Below are 21,333 nucleotides of genomic sequence, written 5' to 3' on the forward strand. Positions count from 1 at the left end.
AGTGTTAAACTCTTTTGTTGTACCCACCGGTAGACGGAGATAATAGTCCGTCAGTATTGTAGAACCTTCAAGAGGCAGCATAAACAGCATTTTACAGCCGAAGTTGCCTTTAAAATTGACAATAATGCCGGTCATTTCCCTCGTGTCAGTATTCATTTTCTCAGTGGCTTCGTTAAAATCTGCCATGTAGATTTTAGAGAGAGTGATTTTTGCGCCGGTCCTTAATGTCTTGGAAAGGGCCCTTGAAGCATTGTCGATAGAAAGCTTCATTATTACCTCCAACATCCGTAAGCGTTCCGGTGAAATAACCATTTTTTACCTTTGTTTTTGATAAATGCTATCTTTTCGCAAATAAAATAATAAAATTAATATACTTAATAAATACAGACAGCTTCTCCGAATATGCGGCATTCCACATTGCCGGTGGTTGTATCAAGCGCTATATTGTATCCCTTTGTTCCACCCGTTTTTGCCGCTACAATTTTGATACCTTCTTCTTTTAATATCCTGCGCACTTCATGTTCATTTTTTTCGCCAATATTAATGAGCTTCCCGGCGGTTTCGAACATCTTTGCGCCGCCAAATATTTTTGCAAGGAGGGTGTTTTTTGACGCTCCGCCGTTTTTGATGATTTGTCCAATAAAAAAAGGCAATCCCGGGTCAGCATATTTCGTTAATTTTTGATCATTCCCTATTTTTTTGGGCAGCATTATATGAAGGATGCCCCCTACTTTTACTATGGGGTCGTACAATGCTATTCCGATGCATGAACCGAGCAATGTCTTTAATTGGTTAGGAGCCCGTGCTATTTTTGCATCTCCAACGCCAACGGTGTAGATATTAGAGGCGTCGTTCATGTTATGCGAAAATTTCCAACGGGTTTATATAACGTCTCTGTGCGAAGCATACAATAAAAAATTTTCCTTTCCGAAATATGAAGATTATATCCATTTTACTGCACAATCAGAAATCACTGAACTCACCATCCATAGGTATTATATCTTCAGGTTTTTTCCCTGATTCCCCCTCATCATTTTTGCGAACATGTTTGCGGCCTTTGCTTCCTACAGCCTTGTAAGCCTCTAGGGCAGGTCTTCTGTGATAAGTGATTTCTTTTTTCAAGGATGTTTTTTTCTTAACCTCCGGTTCCATAGCCTCCTCCCGTATCCCGCCGACCTGTGCTGCGAGTTCAAGCACAACTTCTCTTAAATTCACCGACTGGGAAGATAGTTCTTCGCTGGCGGATGCCATTTGTTCTGCATTGGCTGCATTTTGTTGGGTAACGTTATCTATGGACGTCATAGCTTTTCCTATCTGGCCTACCCCTTCCGATTGTTCCCTTGAAGCCGCTGAGATCTCTCCCATCAAATCTGCAACCTTCTTCGTATCCGTTGCTATTTCCTTCAGCTTTTCTGCAAACACCTCGGTAATCTTTAAGGCGTTATCATTGCTCTGTACACGCGCATTGATCAGGTCTGCCGTTTCTTTTGACGCCGTTGCGCACCTTTGGGCTAAATTGCGAACCTCGTCCGCAACCACGGCAAATCCCTTCCCGTGTTCACCGGCCCTTGCGGCCTCTACTGCGGCATTCAGCGCTAAAAGGTTTGTCTGGAACGCTATTTCGTCAATCGACTTGATAATTGCAAGAATTTGATTATTTCCTCCATGCAATTCACGCATAATTGTCTGCAATGATTTCATCGTCTCGTGGCCTTCCTCCGCCGAAGATTTTGCCTTGACCGTCAAATGGCTTGCCTCTTCTGCATTATCTGCATTCTTTGCCGTCATCGAAGACATTTCTTCTATTGAAGCGGAAGTCTCCTCCACGGAAGCTGCCTGCTGCGATGCCCCATCGGCAAGCGACTGGCTTGAAGAAGATATTTGCGATGACGCCGCAGCCACTTCTTCCGCTCCCGCATTCAGGTGATTAACCGTCCTTTTCAATAAAGATACAACCCCTTTGGTAACGAAGAATACCACACCACTAATAAGAAGGACAAAAATCCCGTTTCCCAGAATGCTGAAATTTCTGTTTGCCGCAATTGCCGCATTTATACTGTCCATAGGCGCCACCACGCTTATTCCGCCCCTGATTTCTCCAAGTTTGTACCCTTCCATTTGCCTTCCCGATATGTCTTTGCCGTCTCCCGTAGGGCTTGTCTCCGGATATCCATGACATACAAGGCAGGCTTCTGTAATTTTTAGTGGTACCATAAGACGGAATATTTGCGACGCCGCTCCCAGGTTCCAGTCTTCGATGGTTATTTCTGAAATCTCTTTTAAATCAGGATTTGCGGCAAAGCGTTCTAACTGTCTGGTTTCCCACGCATCGGGTTTATTCGATGGATTTCTGTATTGCAGGCTTGTTTGCTTCATTTTGTATATGGTAGTCTGGCTGAAGTGCTCTGCCACTTCACGACCAACCACTGCGGGGATTACCCCTTTGAATTCGAAGTTGCCTTTGGAATCATTGTTTATGGCCTGCTGTTTTGTCGCAATCACCTGCCGGACAGACATAAGCTGATTCGCCGCCATACGCGCCTCCTTTTTTACTTCCTCCAGCATTTGCGCCTTTTCCCTCTTCATGACAATCACCGATAAAATACCGGATCCTATCGCGATTGAGATAACTATTGTCACGATGAGCCTTGTCATTATCGTCATTTTGCCGAACATTATAATCCCTTTCTTTTGAAAAATTTTTATTATGTTTAACATATTTCTGTAAAATTGCTCGCCATGCAGACTTCTTCCTGGCGTAATATCTTGTCAATATCGAGTAGTATTTTGACCTTATTTTTTATCTGTGCAATGCCTAAAAAAACATCGGTATCTATGTCCTGCCCAAAGTGCGGAGAAGGTTCCATGTCTTCTGTGGCAATATCAATGACTTCCGATACTGTGTCTACAATGACGCCCGTAAGGGTATTGTTTACTTCCACCACAACAATGCAGGTTTCTTTCGTGTGTTCCTTTTCCGGAAACCCGAACTTTAACCTTAAATCAACTACGGGAATTACCTTTCCCCTTAAATTAATTACGCCCTTAATATAATTTGGCGATTGAGGCACAGGCGTTATTGCCATGACGCCAATGATTTCCCTTACTTTTAAAATCTCGATACCATATTCTTCATCGCCCAGAACAAAAGTTAAATATTTTCCTTCATGAGAAGCCAGACTGGAAATTTCGGCAGGTTTTTGCTGACTAAGAACACCTTCCATAATTCTCCTCCTATAAAAAGTAAAACGTTTGGTTTTTGTATATTAGTTAAGAGCAAGATTCATAATGCCGCCGACATCCAATATAAGCCCTACCCTTCCGTCCCCAAGTATGGCACTGCCGGAAACCCCTTTGACATTGCGGAATTGTTCTCCAAGGCGTTTGATGACAATTTGTTGTTGCCCTATTAAATCATCGACAAGAATCCCACATCGTTGCCCTTCACTTTCAACAATGAGAATAATGGCCTCCCATGGGGCGTATTTTTTAGGCTCTACATTATACCACTGGTGCAGCCGTACCATTGGCAAAATATTGCCCCGCACATTTATTACTTCACCGCGCTGTTGTATCGTTGAGATATCATCTTTTTTCGGGCGTATGGATTCTTCTATAGAAAGCATTGGAACGATATATTTCTGATTCCCTACCTGGACGATCATTCCGTCAATGATTGCCATTGTCAGGGGAAGTTTGATAGAGATTTTCGTGCCTTTGCCTTCTTCTGAAGAGATTTCTACCTTGCCGCGCAGGCGTTCAATATTTTTCTTAACCACATCCATCCCTACGCCGCGTCCTGATATATCGGTTATCTTCTCAGCAGTGGAAAATCCTGCGGCAAAAATCAAACCGAAGATTTGTTGTTCAGTAAGAGTGGCGTTTTCACTCATTATTCCTTTTTCAATGGCTTTTTTCAGTAATTTATCTTTTCGTAAACCCCTGCCGTCGTCTCTTATTTCAATAAAAATGTTCCCCCCTTTGTGAAAGGCATCAAGATACACATGTCCCAAGGCAGGCTTTCCCGCGGCAATCCGTTCTTCTTCCGGTTCGATTCCATGATCTACCGAATTTCTAAGAATATGTACCAGCGGGTCTCCAATTGATTCAATTACCGATTTGTCTAGTTCAGTCTCTTCTCCGGAAACTTCCAGCTTTACCTTTTTGCCGGCTTTTTTGGAAACATCACGGACGAGCCGCGACATTTTCTGGAAGGTTGATTTAATGGGAACCATTCGTATTGACATTACCTGATCTTGTATGTCTTTTACTATCTTTCCCAGGTGTGAAATATTTTTATTTGATGTGCTGTTCGTGTTTTCCAGAAGGTCTTTTATGAGGGCGTTGGCGATTACCAGTTCGCCCACAAGGTTTACAAGGCTGTCTATTTTTTGTATATCGACCTTGACCGTTTCTGAGACTGGCGCTGTTGCCGGCAAGGTTTTGAGGGCGCTGTCTATAGTTTCTTTTGTGACGATGCCCTTTTCAACAATGATTTCTCCTATTTTTTTTTGCTGTAGTTTTTCCTGTTCCTCTAATGCCTTGTCAAGGTCATCTTCGGTAATTTCCCCTTTTTCTACAAGTATTTCACCTAAGTGCTGCGGTTTTGAAGGTGCGCTTTCCGTTGCTTTCTGTCCTACGAGGGCATTTTTTATTTTTACAATAACCGGGGCGTAATCTACAATTTCGTCCGAAACGTCTATTTTCTCGACTTTCTTTGCAACAAGCCCCCTTAATCTTTTCAGTATGTCCACGCCTTCGTACAATATTTCTATGATTAACGGGGTTATTTTCAGATTGCCCTTTCTTGCTTCGTCAAGAAGTGTTTCTAGTTCATGGCTTACTGTACCCATATCCTTCAATCCTAAAAAGCCGGCGCTTCCTTTCGTGCTGTGAATAGGGCGGAATATTGTGTTGATAATATCCGTATTGTCCGGGTTTTCTTCTAATTGGAGGATTTGTGATTCTACCGATTCCAGATGATCCCCCGATTCTGTCAGGAATTCTTTGACAATTTCCGGGTCATCCATTAAAAAAGAGGTATCTTCCATATTCTTATCCTTAAAAAAACAACTATCGGTTTGCAGGGATTTTTAAGCTTTTATTAAGCATATGTTTGTTAATTTTTTCCATTAATTTTTGTCTCGTTACCGGTTTTACTATAAAATCAGCAGCGCCTGCCCTTACGGCGCGTATTACATTTTCCTGCGTAGGGTGGGCGGAGCAGATAATAATAGGCACATCTTCAACCATTGCATTTCTTTTAATTCTTTCGCAGAGGGTAATTCCGTCAACTCCTGGCATGTAAATGTCCATTAATACCAGATCGATATTGGTTTTCCCCAGAGTTGAGAGCGCATGGCCCGGATTGTCTGTCACCAATACTTTATAATCATTACCGAGTAATTTTCTGATGATTCGTAAATCGGTGTTTGAATCGTCCACTGCAAGTATTGTTCCCCGATATTCTTTGTTTTCTTCCTCAATGATTTCCCCGAAAAATTCTTCTCCGATCAATTTAGGGACACATATAATAAATTGATCATCGTCAAAACCCATTATTCTTAAAGAAGTAGAGAGGAAAAGGCATTCTTCGTTAAGGATGTCGTCTTTTAATACGGTGGTCATATTTTCTTTGTTTATTGGCTCTACCGATAATAATTTCAGGTGAATCGGTTTGGGTAATTTCAGGCGTAGGTCATTATCTAAAATACCGCATACCTGATTCGAAAACTCTTTGAAACCGTCCGCGCAATCAGCATCGAAATTTTCCTTATTAGCATTTTCCTTTATTGCTTCATCTTCGAGAAGCAGGAGAATGTTACCAATTGTTATCGCTAGTTTTAAAGATAAAAGTAAATATATTTCGCCCTCATAAAAATCCTCGACAATTATTTTTGATAACACAAACTTTGCATTGGCATTTTTAATAAAAGTTCCTATGGTGGTAATTTTTAAAACAGGGTTAATGAGAAAAAATTGCTTGTTTGTTAATTGGCTGCATCCTTCGCAAACGCGCGGAAATGTACTCACCCACGTTTTCTCAAACTGAGACGCGGGCGCCTTTTTCTCTGATTTATCGGCAGGTTTTTCCATAAGATAATAGGGAAAATAAATTATTATTTTGACTCTTTCAACAGCAAACCTACGCCAAATTTTTCTTTTTCTGCGCTAAAATACGTCATCAACCATGGGTCCTTGCTAAAGCATGACAAGGCGGTGTCTGATACGGTAGGCACGTTGCCGACCGCTGTAATGGAAAGGCCTTCACCCGCTATTACAATGGGGATAGAAAGGTGCATTTCGCCATATTTTTCTGACATTTTGGTCTTAATATTTCCGGCGATCATATTAGATACTTCTCCGACGGCATCTTTCACGTCGTTATTGAATTCCTCCAGTTCCATCATTAACATGCTGGAGGCTACTTTTAGCGCAAATTTTTTTGAACAAAATATACCGACTACCCCGTGATACTGGCCTGTAAAGCTTACCATGCCAATAACATCAGTTTTAATCTGTGTTTCGTCAATGAGCGAAGCATCTCCATAGTTTAAATCCAGCATAATCATTGTTTCAAATAATATTTTCGTTGTTTCCTTAATATCTAAAGTAATCCCATCCATGATCCCCTTAAGATCCATTGTGTAAGCTCCTTTTGATTTCTTTTTCGGTTTTTTTAAATTGCCCGGGCGCAAATAGCTATTAAGAAGGTACTTTTCTATTTAATTTGTAAAAAAGCACCTAATTTGGTTTTTAATTGGTCAGGGGTGAATGGTTTTGTGATATAGCCATTAGCACCACTGCCTGTAGCCTCTACTACTTTTGCGTCACTGCCTTCAGTAGTACACATTATAATAGGGGTCTGGTTTCCACTGCCCCTGAGTGCCTTCACAAATTCAATACCTGTCATATTGGGCATGTTCCAATCACAAAGAATCAGGTCAATGCTGCTATCTGCGGCAATTTTAGCCAGAGCTTCTTTTCCGTCTCCTGCTTCCACAAATGAATCAACCATCAAACCGGACTGTTGAATGTTTCTCTGGATCATTTTGCGCATTACGGAGGAATCATCAATTATTAATACTTTTGGCATAACACTCTTATCTCCTTCTGTTAAAGATTAAAATGAATATATTTCTTATAGTAGACAGTAAGTTACAGCAGTATATATTATCAATCTGTAAAAACCTCTTTTTTTGTAAGTTTTTGAGTACGTCCAATAAACGGAAAATATTCAAAAAGACAAAAACCAAATCTCAAATTAGTTGCGCTAAGAAGTTAAATTAAAGGCGGCATTATACAGAATTAAGGTAAAGATTTTAAATAAAATTTAGGAAATTCCAGAGCTTCTGAAAATCGTGATACTATTTTTGACATGCAGGAAATGACAGATAAAATTACCATCCCTTCGATTTAATGCACGACACGAAAAATCTGAGTGTTTCCAATCCGTTTCTTCAAAAGATACGGCAGTATTATAAATAATATTAACGGTTTATTTTTAATTTTCTTGAAAGGTTTATAGAAATTTGTTTTATTAACACTTATGGAAATAAATAAAAATACCGTAATTAAAGACCTTATAGAGGCGCATCCGGAAACACTTGCAGTATTCAAAAAGTATAACCTGGTCATTGCCGGCGGTGTGCGGGGACCTAATGAGCCAATAGCTTTTTTTGCAAAGGCACATGAGGTTGATTATGACACGTTGGTGAGAGAATTAAATGAAGCCATTGAAAAAGGCGGAGGGGAGTATGTTGAACTTCCTCTGTTAGAGGTAGATAAGGTATATGAAAAGTTCGCGAAAGCTGCGATTTTATTTACACTTACCGTAGGGGTAACATTTGGTGCCGTTATTCTTAGTTATATTGCGATTAAATTGAATTTCAACGCAACGCACTATGCCCACATCCAGGCGCATGGTTATGCCCAGTTAGTAGGATGGGTAGGACTTTTTATTATGGGGTTTGCTTTATACATCATACCGAGGGTAAAAAATACCGAACTGCGGCACAAAAATCTGGTAAATGTCTGCTTCGGATTCATCATTATCGGCATTGTTTTAAGGGCCGTCGTGCAGCCTGTTCCGTATAGTTCTGTAAGATTCCTGCTTCCTGCATCCGCGATGTTTGAGATTGGTGCAGTCCTGTTGTTTTCCTTCATTCTTTTTAGTACGATATCTTCCAGTCAGGAAAAGGTCGGCATATTCGACAAATTTTTCAAGGCAGGACTACTGTGGTTGTTGATTTCCTCATTGGTGAACTTGGGGATGGTTTTTTATTTATATAATAAATCGGTTCAGGAGATACCCAAATCAGTTTTTAGCCCCTACGTACATTTGTACCTCTTTGGTTTTGTTTTTATGTTTATTTTTGCTGTCAATATAAGGACAGTATATGCTTTTCTTGACATTAAGCCTGTCCGTGAAAAGGCGATTAACCTCAGTTTTTGGATGCTTAACGCATCCATACCAGTTTATTTTATTACATGCGTTTTTGCCGGCAAAAGTGTCATTGCACTGCGGTTTTCACAATTGGTGGTATTCTTCATTGCGTTCGCCGTTTTTTCATTCATTTACGGTTTGCGCGTCTTTGAGAGGTCTACAAAAGAACTTCATGGTGTTGTAATGGACAGGAGTTATACAAAAACGATACATGCTGCTTACATATGGCTTATCATCAGCATGCTAATACTCATTACCATGCCTTTTTTGCATCATAAAACAGAGATATTAAAGCAATTTCATGGTTCGTTTAATCATGCCGTCACCGTTGGTTTTATTACGATGATGATGATTGGTTATGCTTCAAAAATGGTTCCAACGTTTACCGGCATAAATATGCACAGTATTAAACTTTCACATATTACCTTCATACTTTTAAACACAGGATGTTTTATCCGGGTATTTTCCCAAATGTCCGTCGGGATAAGCGGAGGAAAACCTATTTTTTACGGTATTGTGGGAACATCGGGATGGTTTGAGCTGGCCGCGATAGGTTTTTTTGGATACAATTTGTGGAAGACTATGAACACGAAGGAACAACCTAAGCCTTCTGAAATTAAAAAAATAACGGTAGTCGACAAGGATACGAAGGTATTTGATATTGTGGACCAATATCCTGAAACATTGCAGATATTTCTTGATTATGGATTCAGCCAAATGGCGAATCCTGTTATGAGGAATACGATGGGAAGAGTAGCAACGATTGATATGGCTGCAAAAATGCATAATGTAGATAGAGAAAAATTTATCCAGTCCCTTAACGATAGAATCGCCGACAAAAAATAATCCCTTCCTGCCCCTTTTCAAACCATGGCAAAAGAATCACAAATATCCTTATTAGATTTAACTACGGGTTTATCAGAAACCGTTGATTTGGTTAATCCCGCATGGGTAAATCATCACATGCAAGTTGCTTATATCGCTTTTAGCCTCAGCGAAGAACTGGGGTTATCCATGGAAGAAAAAAGAGGTCTCGTGTTGGCAGGGGCTTTACATGATATTGGATGTTATTGCCGTGCAGAAAGGATGGACCTTCTTAAATTTGAAAGCGAATTTCCTCACGAACATGAAGAATTAGGATACCTCTTCCTTAACGAATTTAAACCATTTAGTTCCATCGCAAATCTTATACGATTTCATCACGTCCGCTGGGATAAAAAAAATAAAATACAGAAATCGGGAAAAAAGGTGCCATATGGCAGTTATATATTACATATTGCGGACAGGGTTTCTACTTTAATAAATAAACAGGAAGAAATACTCGGGCAGGTGGACAGTATTCGTGAAAAGATAAAGGCACAATCCGGAAAAATGTTCATGCCGGAACTGGTAGATGCCTTTCTGAAATTAGCAGAAAAGGAGTATTTCTGGCTTGAAGCCACTTCGTCACTGCTCTATGTAATTCTGTCCGGCAGGGTAAAAATGCCTTCTATTTCATTGGACATGGAGCACCTTGTTTCCTTTTCTAAGGTATTTTCAAGAATTGTAGATTTCAGAAGCGCTTTTTTTGCCACGCATTCTGCCGGCGTTGCGGCTACGGCTGAAAAATTGGCGCAATTTGTCGGTTTTTCAAAACAAGAATGCCAATGGATGAAAATTGCCGGTTATGTACACGATATCGGAATGCTTGTGGTGCCGATAGAGCTGTTGGAAAAAGAAGAACCGTTAACGGAAGAGGAGTTTGGCATTATTCGTAAGCATCCCTTCTATACGCATCTTATCCTTAAAAGCATCGCGGCTTTCAAGGATATTGTTTCGTGGGCGTCGTATCACCACGAAACGTTATCAGGGACAGGCTATCCTTTCCATGTCAAAGAGGATCTTCTCCCGTTGGGAGCGCGAATCCTGGCAGTTGCCAATGTATTTACCGCCCTCACAGAAATCAGACCATACCGGAATAAATTTTCCGGCGAAACAATACACGAAGAGCTTAAAAAATTGGGAGAAGAATCGAAACTCGATCCCAATATTGTTTCAGCACTACTCTTGCATTTTAATGAAATTAATTCTGCTCGTATTGCCGCACAGGATGAAGCAAGAGAAAAATACCTTAAAACAGAATGCATACTCCTGCACTTCGAATAATAAATATGTAACACTTTAGTTTTTTGAAAAAGGCCAATAATGGCCATGTTTGCCGCATAGTGTTAGGGGCGAAGCATTTGCAGCAAATGCTTCGCCCCTACTTTTTCAAAAAACTAAAGTGTTACATAAATAGTCGGCGGTTATAAGGTATTGGCTCATACCGCATGGACAGAGCGTATGAGAAAATATTTTTATTAAGAAACTATCACCACCGCGACATTTTTATTTCAGATGTTGGAAATGAAAGAAACAACCCTGTCATGGTTAATACTCTGCCGATTTTTGTGCAGGACGTAAGAATAAAATGTCGCTGTAGTACTATTTACTATCAATGGGTTGCAGTTTAATTCTTTTTTCCATGACATTTTTATCCCGCAAAACCTTTAATGTAACACTATCCCCCACTTTGTAGCGGGACAACTCCTTGATGAGATCCTCAGAATTATTCACCTTGTTTCCCTCTACCTCTATAATTACATCCCCCATGAAGAGGCTGCCCGTCCTGTTTCTTTTTGTTCCCTGTAAACCGGCCTTGTCTGCCGCCCCGTTTGGAATGACTTCAAGAATACATGCCCCTTGTATTTCAAGCCGTTTTGTAATGTTATTGGGAACAAGGGTAATGCCCAAACCCGGCCGTTCTACTTTCCCCCTTGCAATTAATTGAGAAACATTACGGTTTATTGTATCAATGGGAACCGCAAATCCAATCCCTGTGCTCGCACCGCTTGGACTCATAATTGATGTGTTCATTCCGATAACTCTTCCAAAGGAATCCAGCAAGGGGCCTCCTGAATTTCCAGGATTAATAGCGGCATCTGTCTGAATAACGTCAAAAATGGTTCTTCCAGTCATTGCCTCAATCGTTCTTCCAAGCGCGCTGATAATCCCTGTTGTAAGGGTCAGATCCAGACCGAATGGATTGCCGAGCGCCAGTACTTTCTGGCCCACCTGCAGATCGGAAGAAGTACCAATGCGTACGGGTATCAGTTTTGTTTTTGGCGCATTGATCCTAAGCACCGCAATGTCATGGTCAGGGTCAACGCCCACGAGGCGGGCATCCCACACAGAACCATCGTTCAACGTCACATCTATTTCATTCGCATTGTAGATAACGTGAAAATTAGTTACGATATGACCGTTTTCATCCCAGATAAAACCGGAACCGGCACCCTGCGGAATCTTGAAGACATCCAGTGAGAACAAATCCCTTCGCACCTGTTTGTTTGTAATATATATCACAGAAGAAGAGGTCATCTTGAAAATGTCTATGGTAGCCTGCTCCTCGCTGCTAAATTCACCTGGAGATGGTGTTACAGGACGGAACACTACTTTATCGCGTGATAAACTTCCTGTCGCGTGGTAAAAAAATAATCCTGCTATAATTAAAAAAAAGTAGGGGAGAAATTTTGTGTATTTCTTGTTCATATCGTATCCTTTCAAGGTAGATGAAAATTCCTTTACGGTTTAATTATTTATAATTGTATGATGCTTTGTCAAGCATGGGTTTTGTAACAATTGCAAAGAAGCTGCATTTTTTTCTACTAAAAAAAACACCACTTCAGTGTACAATACAAAAAATGATCATATCTGAATAACAAATAAACTCCTATTTCCAAAGCTGGCATAACCAAAAACAAACAAGGTCAAATCACGAAATACAAAAGGGAAACCACAGATTATACAGATTAAGAAATTCATCACAAACTGACCAATGACCAATAACATGTTACGAATTTTACCATTAACCATACTCATTGTCCTGCCTTTTATTGCCTTCCTCAATTCTCTCAATAACGACTTTGTCTATGACGACGTATTTACGGTCACCGATAATTATTTTATCAGGGATTGGGGAAATTTCCGGGATTTATTTACGTCTGAATATTTTAAACTTTCAGGGGAAGCAACGTATCGTCCTCTTGTAACCATTTCATATTTCATCGATTATTCAATAGGGAAACTCAATCCCATTGGGTATCATCTGACAAATCTTCTATCCCATGCCGTTGCCGTCATACTTGTTTATTTTATAACGTCTGCCGTTATTCGGAAAAAAACTGTTTCATTTATGGCGGGAATGTTTTTCAGCATGCACCCAATCCTGACTGAAACAGTAAACGCAATCAGTTATAGGGAAGACCTCCTTACTACTGTATTTTTTCTTGGCGCTCTTTTATTATTCATTAATTCAACCAAAAATTTCCATAGATACCTCCTGCTGTATCCGGCATCGCTCTTTTTATACCTTTTCGCATTATGTTCGAAAGAAATGGCAATTACTTTGCCGTTGATGGTTTTCCTCTTCGATTGGATATTGGGGGATAGCGCACAAATAAAAAAGAATGCCGTTCGCTATTATATTGGTTTCCTGGCGGTAAGTATTTTTTATCTTCTTATAAGGTTTGTGCTGTTGCATAATCCTGCGGAGGGACAGTTGACCTATCCGGAAGATAGTTTTTTCGTTAATATGCTCACCATGCCAAAGGTGGTTGCCGCATACATAAAACTATTGTTCATCCCAGTACATTTCAACGCTGAATATATGATCGCCCATACAACAACTCCCCTTGCCCCCGCATTTCTTTGTAGTATGGTTTTTTTATGTGTTGCGGGAATCATTGCCTGCCGGTTTTATTTCTATTCGAAACCGTTCTTTTACTTTACGGTATGGTTTTTCGTCACCCTTACTCCGGCAATGAATATCCTTCCTATTGCCAATATAATGGCGGAACGTTATCTTTATCTTCCTTCTGTAGGCTTTTGCATAATTTTAGCATTAACAATACACAGCGCATGGGAAAAGGGCTGTGCATTACTATTTTTCAAAAAAAGTGATGCGGGTCGGAAAACAACAAAAGGGTATTCACTCCTTTCCGGAAGCAAAGAAGCCATGGTGAAACAAAAAAACCTTCCCCAAACCATTATGATTGTTTTATTGATAGCAATCCCGGTAATCCCCTATTCAGTAACAACTATGCATAGAAACAGGTGCTGGAGGGATCAGTTCATCTTTTGGTCAACTACCGTACAGGACTCCCCTTACAGTGCACGGGCGCATAATAATCTTGGAATGATCTATTTCGGAAAAGGAGATATTGATCCAGCACTCCATGAATTTCAAACATCGGTTTCGCTGGAAGCAGACCCTGAATATCGTCACAACCTGGGTATGGCGTATCAGCGAAAAGGCATGCAGCAAGAGGCGATGCAGGAATATTTACTTGTTCTCGGGGCAAATCCAGATTCCGCCCTCACGCACAATAATATGGGCAATATATTTATTAGTTTGGGGAATATCGACGAAGGAATAATGAAATTTAAAGAGGCAATCAGGCTAAAACCGCATTATTATGACGCCCATTTTAATTTAGGGCTTGCTTTATTCAAGAAAGGACTTTTGAATGACTCAATAGAGGAATTCAGGCTTGCTGTGAAGTACGAACCGGACCATCCCGAAGTGCATAGCTGCCTTGGAACGGCATACGCAAATGCCGGTATGATTGAGGAGTCTATCAGGGCATATAATGAAACCTTGCGTCTGCAGCCAAACTATATAACCGCATATAAAAACCTCGGCATGGTTTATCTCACTTATAAAAAAGATATACAAAGGTCGATAGCATATTTCCAGGAATTTCTGAAGCGGAATCCCGACGGTGATGAAGCAGCGGAAATACGGAGAACTATCGAAAAAATTCAAGCTGCGCAGAAAACGAATAAATAATGCGTTGGAGAGAAAAAGAAATTGCATGAAGAAAAGGCTCCGAAATAAATTAGAGGCTGCATATAAAGAGGCAGTTAATGAAGATTATGAATTATACAAGGAATGGGAAGACACTCTTGGTGATGGACTCGAAGGTGGAAAACGCCATAAAGATTCATCTTGCAATTGATTAGTGCCTTAGCAGTAATTTCTTTTTGTTGTATGTTTTGGATTTTATGCTTTGTTATTCGAATTTGTTTCGTATTTCGTACTTCGAATTTCGTATTTTTTATCTCGTGCTTGTTTAGTTCTGGCTATGCCAGTTTAGGATGTATTGATAAAATGAAAGACCGTATTTATTCGGCGTTACAAAAATATTTTGGCTATTCAAAGTTCTATCCGCTTCAGGAAGATATTATCCGGTGGGTGCTGGAGCAAAAAGACCTCTTTGTCCTCATGCCTACAGGGGGCGGCAAGTCTTTGTGTTATCAATTGCCCGCACTGCTTTTCGATGGAATAACGGTTGTTATATCTCCTTTAATTGCCTTGATGAAAGATCAGGTGGATGGATTAACGGAAAACGGCATTTCCGCAACATTCATTAACAGCTCCGTGCATGCCCGCGAGGTTGCGGCAAGAAAAAGGGACCTTTTGGAGGGTAAAATCAAGATTCTTTATATCGCCCCCGAAAGGCTTGCCATGCGTGAATTCCTTCAGTTCCTGCAGGAATTGAAAGTTTCCCTTTTCGCAATAGACGAATCGCATTGTATTTCTGAATGGGGACATGACTTCAGGCCGGAATACCGCCAATTAAAGATGTTGAGGGAGAAATTCCCAAAGACGCCGTTCATGGCATTGACGGCCACCGCCACGCCTTCCGTGCAGAAAGATATTGTAACGCAATTAAAATTGACCGACTACAAAGTCTTTAATGCCAGCTTCAACAGAAAAAACCTTTTTTATCAGATCATACCCAAAGACAATCCATACCACCAGATTCTTTGTGTTTTAAAAGAACGAAAGAAGGAGTCGGGCATCATCTATTGTCAGGGACGTAAAACAGTTGAAAGCCTGGCAGGGAGTTTACAGGGAGAAGGGTATCGCGCCCTTCCCTACCACGCCGGATTGTCCGCTGAAATGAGAACAGAAAATCAGGAGCGTTTTATTCGTGAAGACATAGAGATTATTGTAGCAACCATTGCGTTTGGCATGGGCATCGATAAACCGAATGTACGTTACGTGATTCACTATGATTTGCCGAAAAGCATTGAAGGATATTATCAGGAAACAGGACGCGCCGGCAGAGACGGGCTAAAAAGCGACTGCATCCTTCTCTTCAGTTATGCAGATAAGATTAAGATAGAATATTTTATACATCAAAAGGAGGATGAAAACGAAAAACAGGCGGCATATCAACAATTAAAGGCGCTCGTGTCATATTGCGAAGGCAACGTTTGCCGGAGAAAGATATTGCTCGATTATTTCGGAGAAAAATTTACTACGCACAATTGTGAAAATTGTGATACCTGTCTTAACCCAAAGGAACAATTTGACGGAACAGTTGCTGCGCAAAAACTGTTGTCGTGTGTCTATAGAGTGGGTGAATCTTTTGGCATGCATCACGTTATCGACGTCCTGCTAGGCTCGCAAAACCAGAAAATACTGCAAAATAGCCATACAGCTCTTACAACGTTTGGCATAGGAAAGGAATATTCAAAATCCCAATGGCTAACATTTTCCCGTGAATTGATCCAGTTGGGGTATCTGGCGCAGGAAGGCGACAGATACCCCGTCTTAAAACTGACCAGCCAGAGCCGTGAGGTATTGCAAGGCAAGAAGAAGGTTCTTTTGGTAAAACCAGAGGAAACCGCTTCGTTGGCCGTGTCCGGAGAAGATAAGAATTATGATCTGGCGTTGTTTGAACGTTTGAGGACGCTAAGAAAAACGCTTGCAGACCAGGAGTCTATGCCTCCTTATGTTATTTTCCATGACACAAGTTTAAAGGAAATGTCGATGCGGTATCCACAAACAGCTTCTGATTTAAAAAAAATCAGCGGTATGGGTGAACTGAAATTAAGAAAATACGGAGACCTTTTCTTAAAAGAAATATGCAATTATTGCAGACAACACCAGATAACGCCAAAAGAGGCGAACTCCAGACGGCAGGCAACCTTGAGGAAACAAATGAAATCTCCCACTGTTTACACAACGCTGGAACTCTATAAAAACAATCTTTCGCTTCGGGAAATAGCCGGGAAAAGAGGCCTTGCAACATCTACAATCGCCACTCATCTTGAAACGCTTATAATCGCGGGAGAAGATGTCTCCATAGATAAATTTGTTGCTCCGGCAAAACAGCAACGAATCCGCACGGTGCTGGGAGAACTGGGTATGGAGGCGTTAACCCCTGTTAAAGAAAAATTAGGAGAAGAGTATTCCTACGATGAAATAAAATTAGTCAGGGCAAAGATACGATATTCTATGGAAAAAGGGGATTGATAGTAACTTCTCAATAAGTTGGTAACACTTTAACCTTTCGAAACTGGAAATTGTCATTTGTAGTACGACGAAACTCGTCGCACTACATGAGAATTTAGTGGGCTGAGATATCAGGTAAGGAACAAGCAACGACCGTTTATAACAAATGCTTCGCCCCTACACTATTCAATACACTTACTGCCCGTGAATCAGTTGTAATAATTGTTCCGTAGTAATTTTGCCGCTCATATCGCTTCCTTCGAGAAGGCTGTCGGCCAATTCCCGTTTGTGCTGATGAAGGTTGACTATTTTTTCTTCTATAGTTCCCTTTGTTACCAGACGGTAAATCGTAACCGGGCGCTTTTGCCCTATCCGGTGCGCCCGGTCTGACGCCTGATCTTCCACTGCCGGGTTCCACCACGGATCCATATGAATCACATAATCAGCAGCCGTCAGATTCAGACCAAGCCCTCCGGCCTTTAGGCTAATCAGGAATAATTCTCCTTCTCCCGACTGAAACGCATCTACACTTCTTTTGCGTTCTTTCATCGGCGTGCTGCCGTCTAGGTATTGATAAGAAATATTAAGGCCTTCCACATATTCTCTGATAATCGTCAAATAATCAACAAACTGGCTGAATACCAGCGCCTTGTGATTGTTTTCCATAAGTTCCTGCACAACCTCTCCAAACAATCTGATTTTTGAGCTTTCTAAAGAATGGCCGGGAACAACAAGCCTGGAATGGCAGCATGCGCGGCGAAGTTTCATGATTTCCGCCAATACCCGCAAATATCCTTCTCCTTTTCCGAAATCAAAAGATTCGATGTTGTCTATTGCTTTTTGCCGCAATGCTTCATAGAAGGCGGATTCTTCAGGCGTCATCTCCACCGAAAGGGTGATTTCCGTTTTAGGAGGAAGTTCTTCCAATACCTGTGCCTTTGTTCTCCTTAAAATGAACGGTTGGATAAGTTTCTTTAACCGCAGTCTTGCCTGGTGACTTTTGTCCCGTTCTATGGGAATTGCATATTTTTCGTTGAATCTTTTTATGCTTCCCAGCAGACCTGGATTAATAAATTGAAACAGATTCCACAGTTCTCCCAGATGGTTTTCAATTGGCGTACCGGTAGTAATAATTTTAAAATCCCCTTTCAGCGCCATCGCCGCCTTTGACCGCTTGGTATTGGAGTTCTTTATCGCCTGGGCTTCATCCAGTATGATAATCGTCCACTTTTTGTCGGCGAGTATTTTTTCTTCCTGTTGCAGCAAGCCATAGCTGCAAACAAGCAGGTCAAAAGGCCCCTGTTTTTTAATGGCCTCTTTTCTGTCTTTTTCTTCCCCGAAAATAGATACGTTAAGCGTAGGGGCAAACCGGCTGGCCTCAGATATCCAGTTCATACAAACGGAGGCCGGGGCAATAACCAGCGACGGACCTTCCTTTGCATGTTCAAGGATTACCGTTAAGGCTTGAATGGTTTTACCCAACCCCATATCATCTGAAAGGCATGCGCCTACCCGCCAGTCAGACAGACGTGACAACCATTGAAATCCTTCCACCTGATAATTTCGTAAATCCGCCTGCAGGGTGGTGGGCACTGCAGGAACTCTTTCCCGTACTTTTTTTAAACGGGCAATGTTATCGTTCCACGCTTTATCAACCTTCAATTGTTTGATTTCTTCCAATGTATCTTCCAGAGCCACCGTGGCTAAGGGATGGAATCTTATTTCGTCTTTGCCTCTTTCTGCAAACGCATTGATTTCTTCAAGGCGTTTGCGAAATTGTTCTGCAAGCGCCAGAAATTGGCCATCCTTCAATTGAATAAACCGGGTGGAGCCATTATCGAGCAAGTCCAGCAAATCACTCATTTTAATGATTAAATCGTCGTCAATTTTTAATTCTCCTGAAGCGGAAAACCAGTCATTTTCATGGCTGATATTCATACTAAACTGCGGAAATGAGGCGACAGCCAGTATTTTTAATTTTTCTCCTTCCGGCCACTCCACTGTAACCCTGTCTTTAACCTCATACAGTTCTGACAAAATCTGCAAACAATCTTCGTTGTTATTAAAAAGCCATGCCCATTGGGTATTGCCTGATTGCTGCAGCGACGGACACGCATTTATTATATTTTCCGCATTGACCTTCTCAAGTGAAAGATCACGGCTGCTTTGCACACGCTGTTGGTTGATTTCTGTAAAAACGTGTTTCCCCCCGGCGCCCGGGTTAAAATAAGGAGGGGATGTTACAAACGGCTTTACAAATATTTCAAGTTTAAAACCATGCCCCACCGGAAGTAAGTGGATATATGTATTTGCACTTGCCTCGATTGTTGGAATAGTTTCATCCGCACCTTCAATGAAAGAGTGAACGGTTACAAGGGAAGAAATTCCGCTCACTGCCCTTATCAAATCTTCTTTTGCCTTAGCGGGAATCGAAATTTGCCGCTTGCCCATAAACTTTGCTATCCGTACATGTTCATCCTTTATCTCAACAATCTTATACCGTGTCGGCGATTCTTTAACGACTTCAATACCAGTGTCTTTAAATGTTTCCGAAAACTGCAGGCTGTATCCCCGCTTTGTCTGTCCCACAATAAGTTCCGGCTCTCCTTTTACCAAATCAACGGCAATATGTGGCGAATCCTCCAGAAATACCAATGGATGTCCGACAAGGGCAAGAAGGGCTTTCTCATGATTTTCGCTGTAAAAATGGCTATAGTAGTCCATGTTTGATTTCGGCGTTTCAATAAAAACCTGCACTACTTTACGATCTTGCAAGGTCATATAATCCAACCCTTCCAGGAGGTTTTTATGCGAGACTCTTTTGCCGGCGCTCCACTTGCCGTTTTTATTGAGCCTCTGCCCTTTAGGGGTTATCTGAATATATTTTTTGTCCAGGGAAACCATCCAGACCAGCCTGCATTCCCTGGAAGAAGCGTTGGTTTTCTCTTTTAAAGATAAATCGATTAACGCATTCAGAGTTTTTTCCCAGTCTTCTTTTCGATGAATACTATCAGTAATATCCTGAATGCCTGTGGACTCCGCCAATTGGTCGCAGGTTCGTTGAATTAATGTGTTTTTCTTACTTTTTAAAAAAAGACGGCCATGAACAAGGGCGAGTAGAAAAAAGCCGTTCTTATTAGCGATCTCAAAACGGCTTTTGTTTGTTTTCGCGTGTAACTTCGCCAAATCTTCGTCAATCCAGTATGCCGCCAATTCATAAAATAAAGCAAATACGCTGTTCTTGTGGAAGTGGGAAAAAATCCCGGAAAGTATTTCCTTTGCTTCGGGAATTAAATTATTTTGGGCAATAATTGCGGCGTAGATACATCGTTTGCACATATTTGTTAAATTTTCGGGTTCATTCCTTGTACCCCACGCCAGTAATTCCTTTGCCAGGCGCAGGTCTTCCGGCTGCCCTGATTTCGCAAGCGCAAATAAATAAAATAATCCTAATATTTGTGTGAAAAACCCAATTTTCTTTATCATTTTTTTTTGGAAAGCTTTTAATGCCTGATCATATATTGCCAGAGATTTGCTGTTTTCCCCTTTTAAAAATGCCACACACCCCTGTGCAAGCATTAAATCCATATATCCAAAGTCTTTTTGAACAATATTCTCAGCCTCCGTCAGATTGCCGCGGAATATGAGATACATCGCATAAATATTTCTTATGATTACATATTCACGTTCATCAACCGTACCATACTTTGCCAAAGATGCACATTGCTCTTCAGAAAGCGGGCGATAGCTCATGATGGCATGATCCACCATATTTTGAAAAACAATTTTTTTTATGGCCGGATGCAGCGAATCAAACATTTCTGCATGGAAAAGCGGGTTGGTACAGACGTCCACCACCACTTTTTTCGCATCAAATCTTTCTCCATAATAATTTGCACTACGATTCAGATTTTCCACGACAATATCAGCATTGCCTGTATATAGCCCAATGCGAATTTCACGGACAATAAGCTGGCTATCAATATAGACGTACGGCGGTACCGGCACGCAACACTGCACAGCATCAACTAATTCTCTGAAATAATCGTTTTTCGAGATACGAGCCAAAATCTCATCAACCAAAACTGATTTGCATTGCACCACACCTGTTCCCACAGGCCCGATTAAGTCAAACTTTGCGAGCCTGTCTAAAGCATATTTAAAATCCCGCATATTAAAAAGGTCTTTATTAATAATTGGCAGCCCCTTTGTCCTCCTCGCTACTGAATAAAGATTCCCCTGTGTCATTGGTGCATAATTGATAGCTAGAATCTGTAACAAAGACTGCTCAATCGAATTAAGTTGTCCATAAATGTCAGAGAAATTCTGCGGTAACTTTTGACTCATAACAGCCTTTTGTCTTTTTAATTAATTGAAAAATATACACCAATTCAAACGCTAAAATGCAAGGTATAATTATACCGTTCAGGGTATAACGTTTCTACCGTTTTATCAATCCGCCAATATGATCCACACAATAATATTTGCCTTGACTTATATCGAACACATTTGGCATTCTTACTTAGTTTTATCGCATTAAAACATGGACAAAAACCAAACG

15 protein-coding genes are annotated in these 21,333 nt (G+C 41.0%); 5 read left to right on the forward strand and 10 right to left on the reverse strand.

The window, feature by feature from the left end; genetic code table 11:
- The 8 genes from QZT26_RS06380 to QZT26_RS06415 form a co-directional block, all read right to left on the reverse strand.
- Positions 1–270, reverse strand: a 270-nt coding sequence (locus QZT26_RS06380; RefSeq protein WP_295101275.1) for a hypothetical protein, incomplete at its 3' end; no start/stop codon positions are given.
- 104 nt (positions 271–374) lie between these two features.
- Positions 375–857 (reverse strand): chemotaxis protein CheD, encoded by a 483-nt coding sequence (locus QZT26_RS06385; protein ID WP_295101276.1) that lies wholly within the window; start codon positions 855–857, stop codon positions 375–377.
- A 106-nt stretch (positions 858–963) separates the two neighbouring features.
- Entirely contained in the window at positions 964–2,676 is a 1,713-nt protein-coding gene (locus QZT26_RS06390; protein ID WP_295101277.1) for a methyl-accepting chemotaxis protein, read from the reverse strand.
- Between the two features lie 35 nt (positions 2,677–2,711).
- The gene (locus QZT26_RS06395) at positions 2,712–3,224 is read right to left on the reverse strand and encodes a chemotaxis protein CheW (RefSeq protein WP_099326041.1); all 513 of its coding nucleotides are present in this window, start codon (positions 3,222–3,224) and stop codon (positions 2,712–2,714) included.
- Positions 3,225–3,266: 42 nt separating this feature from the next.
- Complete coding sequence (locus tag QZT26_RS06400) at positions 3,267–5,051, reverse strand: chemotaxis protein CheA (protein ID WP_099326040.1); 1,785 nt, start codon at positions 5,049–5,051, stop codon at positions 3,267–3,269.
- A gap of 22 nt (positions 5,052–5,073) precedes the next feature.
- Positions 5,074–6,096: a response regulator gene (locus tag QZT26_RS06405; RefSeq protein ID WP_099326039.1), complete on the reverse strand. Its 1,023-nt coding sequence runs from the start codon at positions 6,094–6,096 to the stop codon at positions 5,074–5,076.
- 23 nt (positions 6,097–6,119) lie between these two features.
- Positions 6,120–6,644, reverse strand: a complete 525-nt coding sequence (locus tag QZT26_RS06410; protein ID WP_157820639.1) for a chemotaxis protein CheX — start codon at positions 6,642–6,644, stop codon at positions 6,120–6,122.
- A 77-nt stretch (positions 6,645–6,721) separates the two neighbouring features.
- The gene (locus tag QZT26_RS06415; RefSeq protein WP_099326037.1) at positions 6,722–7,096 is read right to left on the reverse strand and encodes a response regulator; all 375 of its coding nucleotides are present in this window, start codon (positions 7,094–7,096) and stop codon (positions 6,722–6,724) included.
- A 453-nt stretch (positions 7,097–7,549) separates the two neighbouring features.
- Between QZT26_RS06415 and QZT26_RS06420 the strand changes: the two genes are divergently transcribed.
- Positions 7,550–9,292 carry a DUF1858 domain-containing protein gene (locus QZT26_RS06420; RefSeq protein ID WP_295101282.1) on the forward strand — a complete coding sequence of 581 codons (1,743 nt, stop codon included), beginning with the start codon at positions 7,550–7,552 and terminating at the stop codon, positions 9,290–9,292.
- A gap of 24 nt (positions 9,293–9,316) precedes the next feature.
- Positions 9,317–10,591, forward strand: a complete 1,275-nt coding sequence (locus QZT26_RS06425; RefSeq protein WP_099326035.1) for an HD domain-containing phosphohydrolase — start codon at positions 9,317–9,319, stop codon at positions 10,589–10,591.
- 318 nt (positions 10,592–10,909) lie between these two features.
- Here the strand turns inward: QZT26_RS06425 and QZT26_RS06430 are convergent, their stop codons facing one another.
- A complete protein-coding gene (locus QZT26_RS06430) occupies positions 10,910–12,016 on the reverse strand; it encodes a trypsin-like peptidase domain-containing protein (RefSeq protein WP_295101284.1) in 1,107 nt (368 codons plus the stop codon).
- Between the two features lie 298 nt (positions 12,017–12,314).
- Between QZT26_RS06430 and QZT26_RS06435 the strand changes: the two genes are divergently transcribed.
- From QZT26_RS06435 to recQ, 3 genes are all read left to right on the forward strand, one after another.
- Positions 12,315–14,315, forward strand: a complete 2,001-nt coding sequence (locus QZT26_RS06435; protein ID WP_164995411.1) for a tetratricopeptide repeat protein — start codon at positions 12,315–12,317, stop codon at positions 14,313–14,315.
- A 25-nt stretch (positions 14,316–14,340) separates the two neighbouring features.
- Positions 14,341–14,484, forward strand: a complete 144-nt coding sequence (locus tag QZT26_RS06440) for a hypothetical protein (protein WP_157820638.1) — start codon at positions 14,341–14,343, stop codon at positions 14,482–14,484.
- 152 nt (positions 14,485–14,636) lie between these two features.
- Positions 14,637–16,793, forward strand: coding sequence for a DNA helicase RecQ (gene recQ, locus QZT26_RS06445; protein WP_099326032.1), 2,157 nt, complete (start codon positions 14,637–14,639; stop codon positions 16,791–16,793).
- A 174-nt stretch (positions 16,794–16,967) separates the two neighbouring features.
- On the opposite strand, the gene QZT26_RS06450 is transcribed toward recQ, so the two are convergent.
- A complete protein-coding gene (locus QZT26_RS06450; protein WP_295101287.1) occupies positions 16,968–21,119 on the reverse strand; it encodes a DEAD/DEAH box helicase in 4,152 nt (1,383 codons plus the stop codon).
- Positions 21,120–21,333: the final 214 nt, after the last annotated feature.

It is taken from the genome of uncultured Candidatus Kuenenia sp. (assembly GCF_900696675.1).
In the GTDB taxonomy this organism is placed as follows: Bacteria; Planctomycetota; Brocadiia; order Brocadiales; family Brocadiaceae; genus Kuenenia; species Kuenenia stuttgartiensis_A.

Excerpts from the sequence above, each read along its gene's own strand:
- QZT26_RS06385 (WP_295101276.1), bottom strand. The coding sequence starts at position 857 with ATGAACGACGCCTCTAATATCTACACCGTTGGCGTTGGAGATGCAAAA.
- QZT26_RS06390 (WP_295101277.1), bottom strand. The coding sequence starts at position 2,676 with ATGTTCGGCAAAATGACGATAATGACAAGGCTCATCGTGACAATAGTT.
- QZT26_RS06395 (WP_099326041.1), bottom strand. The coding sequence starts at position 3,224 with ATGGAAGGTGTTCTTAGTCAGCAAAAACCTGCCGAAATTTCCAGTCTG.
- QZT26_RS06400 (WP_099326040.1), bottom strand. The coding sequence starts at position 5,051 with ATGGAAGATACCTCTTTTTTAATGGATGACCCGGAAATTGTCAAAGAA.
- QZT26_RS06405 (WP_099326039.1), bottom strand. The coding sequence starts at position 6,096 with ATGGAAAAACCTGCCGATAAATCAGAGAAAAAGGCGCCCGCGTCTCAG.
- QZT26_RS06410 (WP_157820639.1), bottom strand. The coding sequence starts at position 6,644 with ATGGATCTTAAGGGGATCATGGATGGGATTACTTTAGATATTAAGGAA.
- QZT26_RS06415 (WP_099326037.1), bottom strand. The coding sequence starts at position 7,096 with ATGCCAAAAGTATTAATAATTGATGATTCCTCCGTAATGCGCAAAATG.
- QZT26_RS06420 (WP_295101282.1), top strand. The coding sequence starts at position 7,550 with ATGGAAATAAATAAAAATACCGTAATTAAAGACCTTATAGAGGCGCAT.
- QZT26_RS06425 (WP_099326035.1), top strand. The coding sequence starts at position 9,317 with ATGGCAAAAGAATCACAAATATCCTTATTAGATTTAACTACGGGTTTA.
- QZT26_RS06430 (WP_295101284.1), bottom strand. The coding sequence starts at position 12,016 with ATGAACAAGAAATACACAAAATTTCTCCCCTACTTTTTTTTAATTATA.
- QZT26_RS06435 (WP_164995411.1), top strand. The coding sequence starts at position 12,315 with ATGTTACGAATTTTACCATTAACCATACTCATTGTCCTGCCTTTTATT.
- QZT26_RS06440 (WP_157820638.1), top strand. The coding sequence starts at position 14,341 with ATGAAGAAAAGGCTCCGAAATAAATTAGAGGCTGCATATAAAGAGGCA.
- recQ (WP_099326032.1), top strand. The coding sequence starts at position 14,637 with ATGAAAGACCGTATTTATTCGGCGTTACAAAAATATTTTGGCTATTCA.
- QZT26_RS06450 (WP_295101287.1), bottom strand. The coding sequence starts at position 21,119 with ATGAGTCAAAAGTTACCGCAGAATTTCTCTGACATTTATGGACAACTT.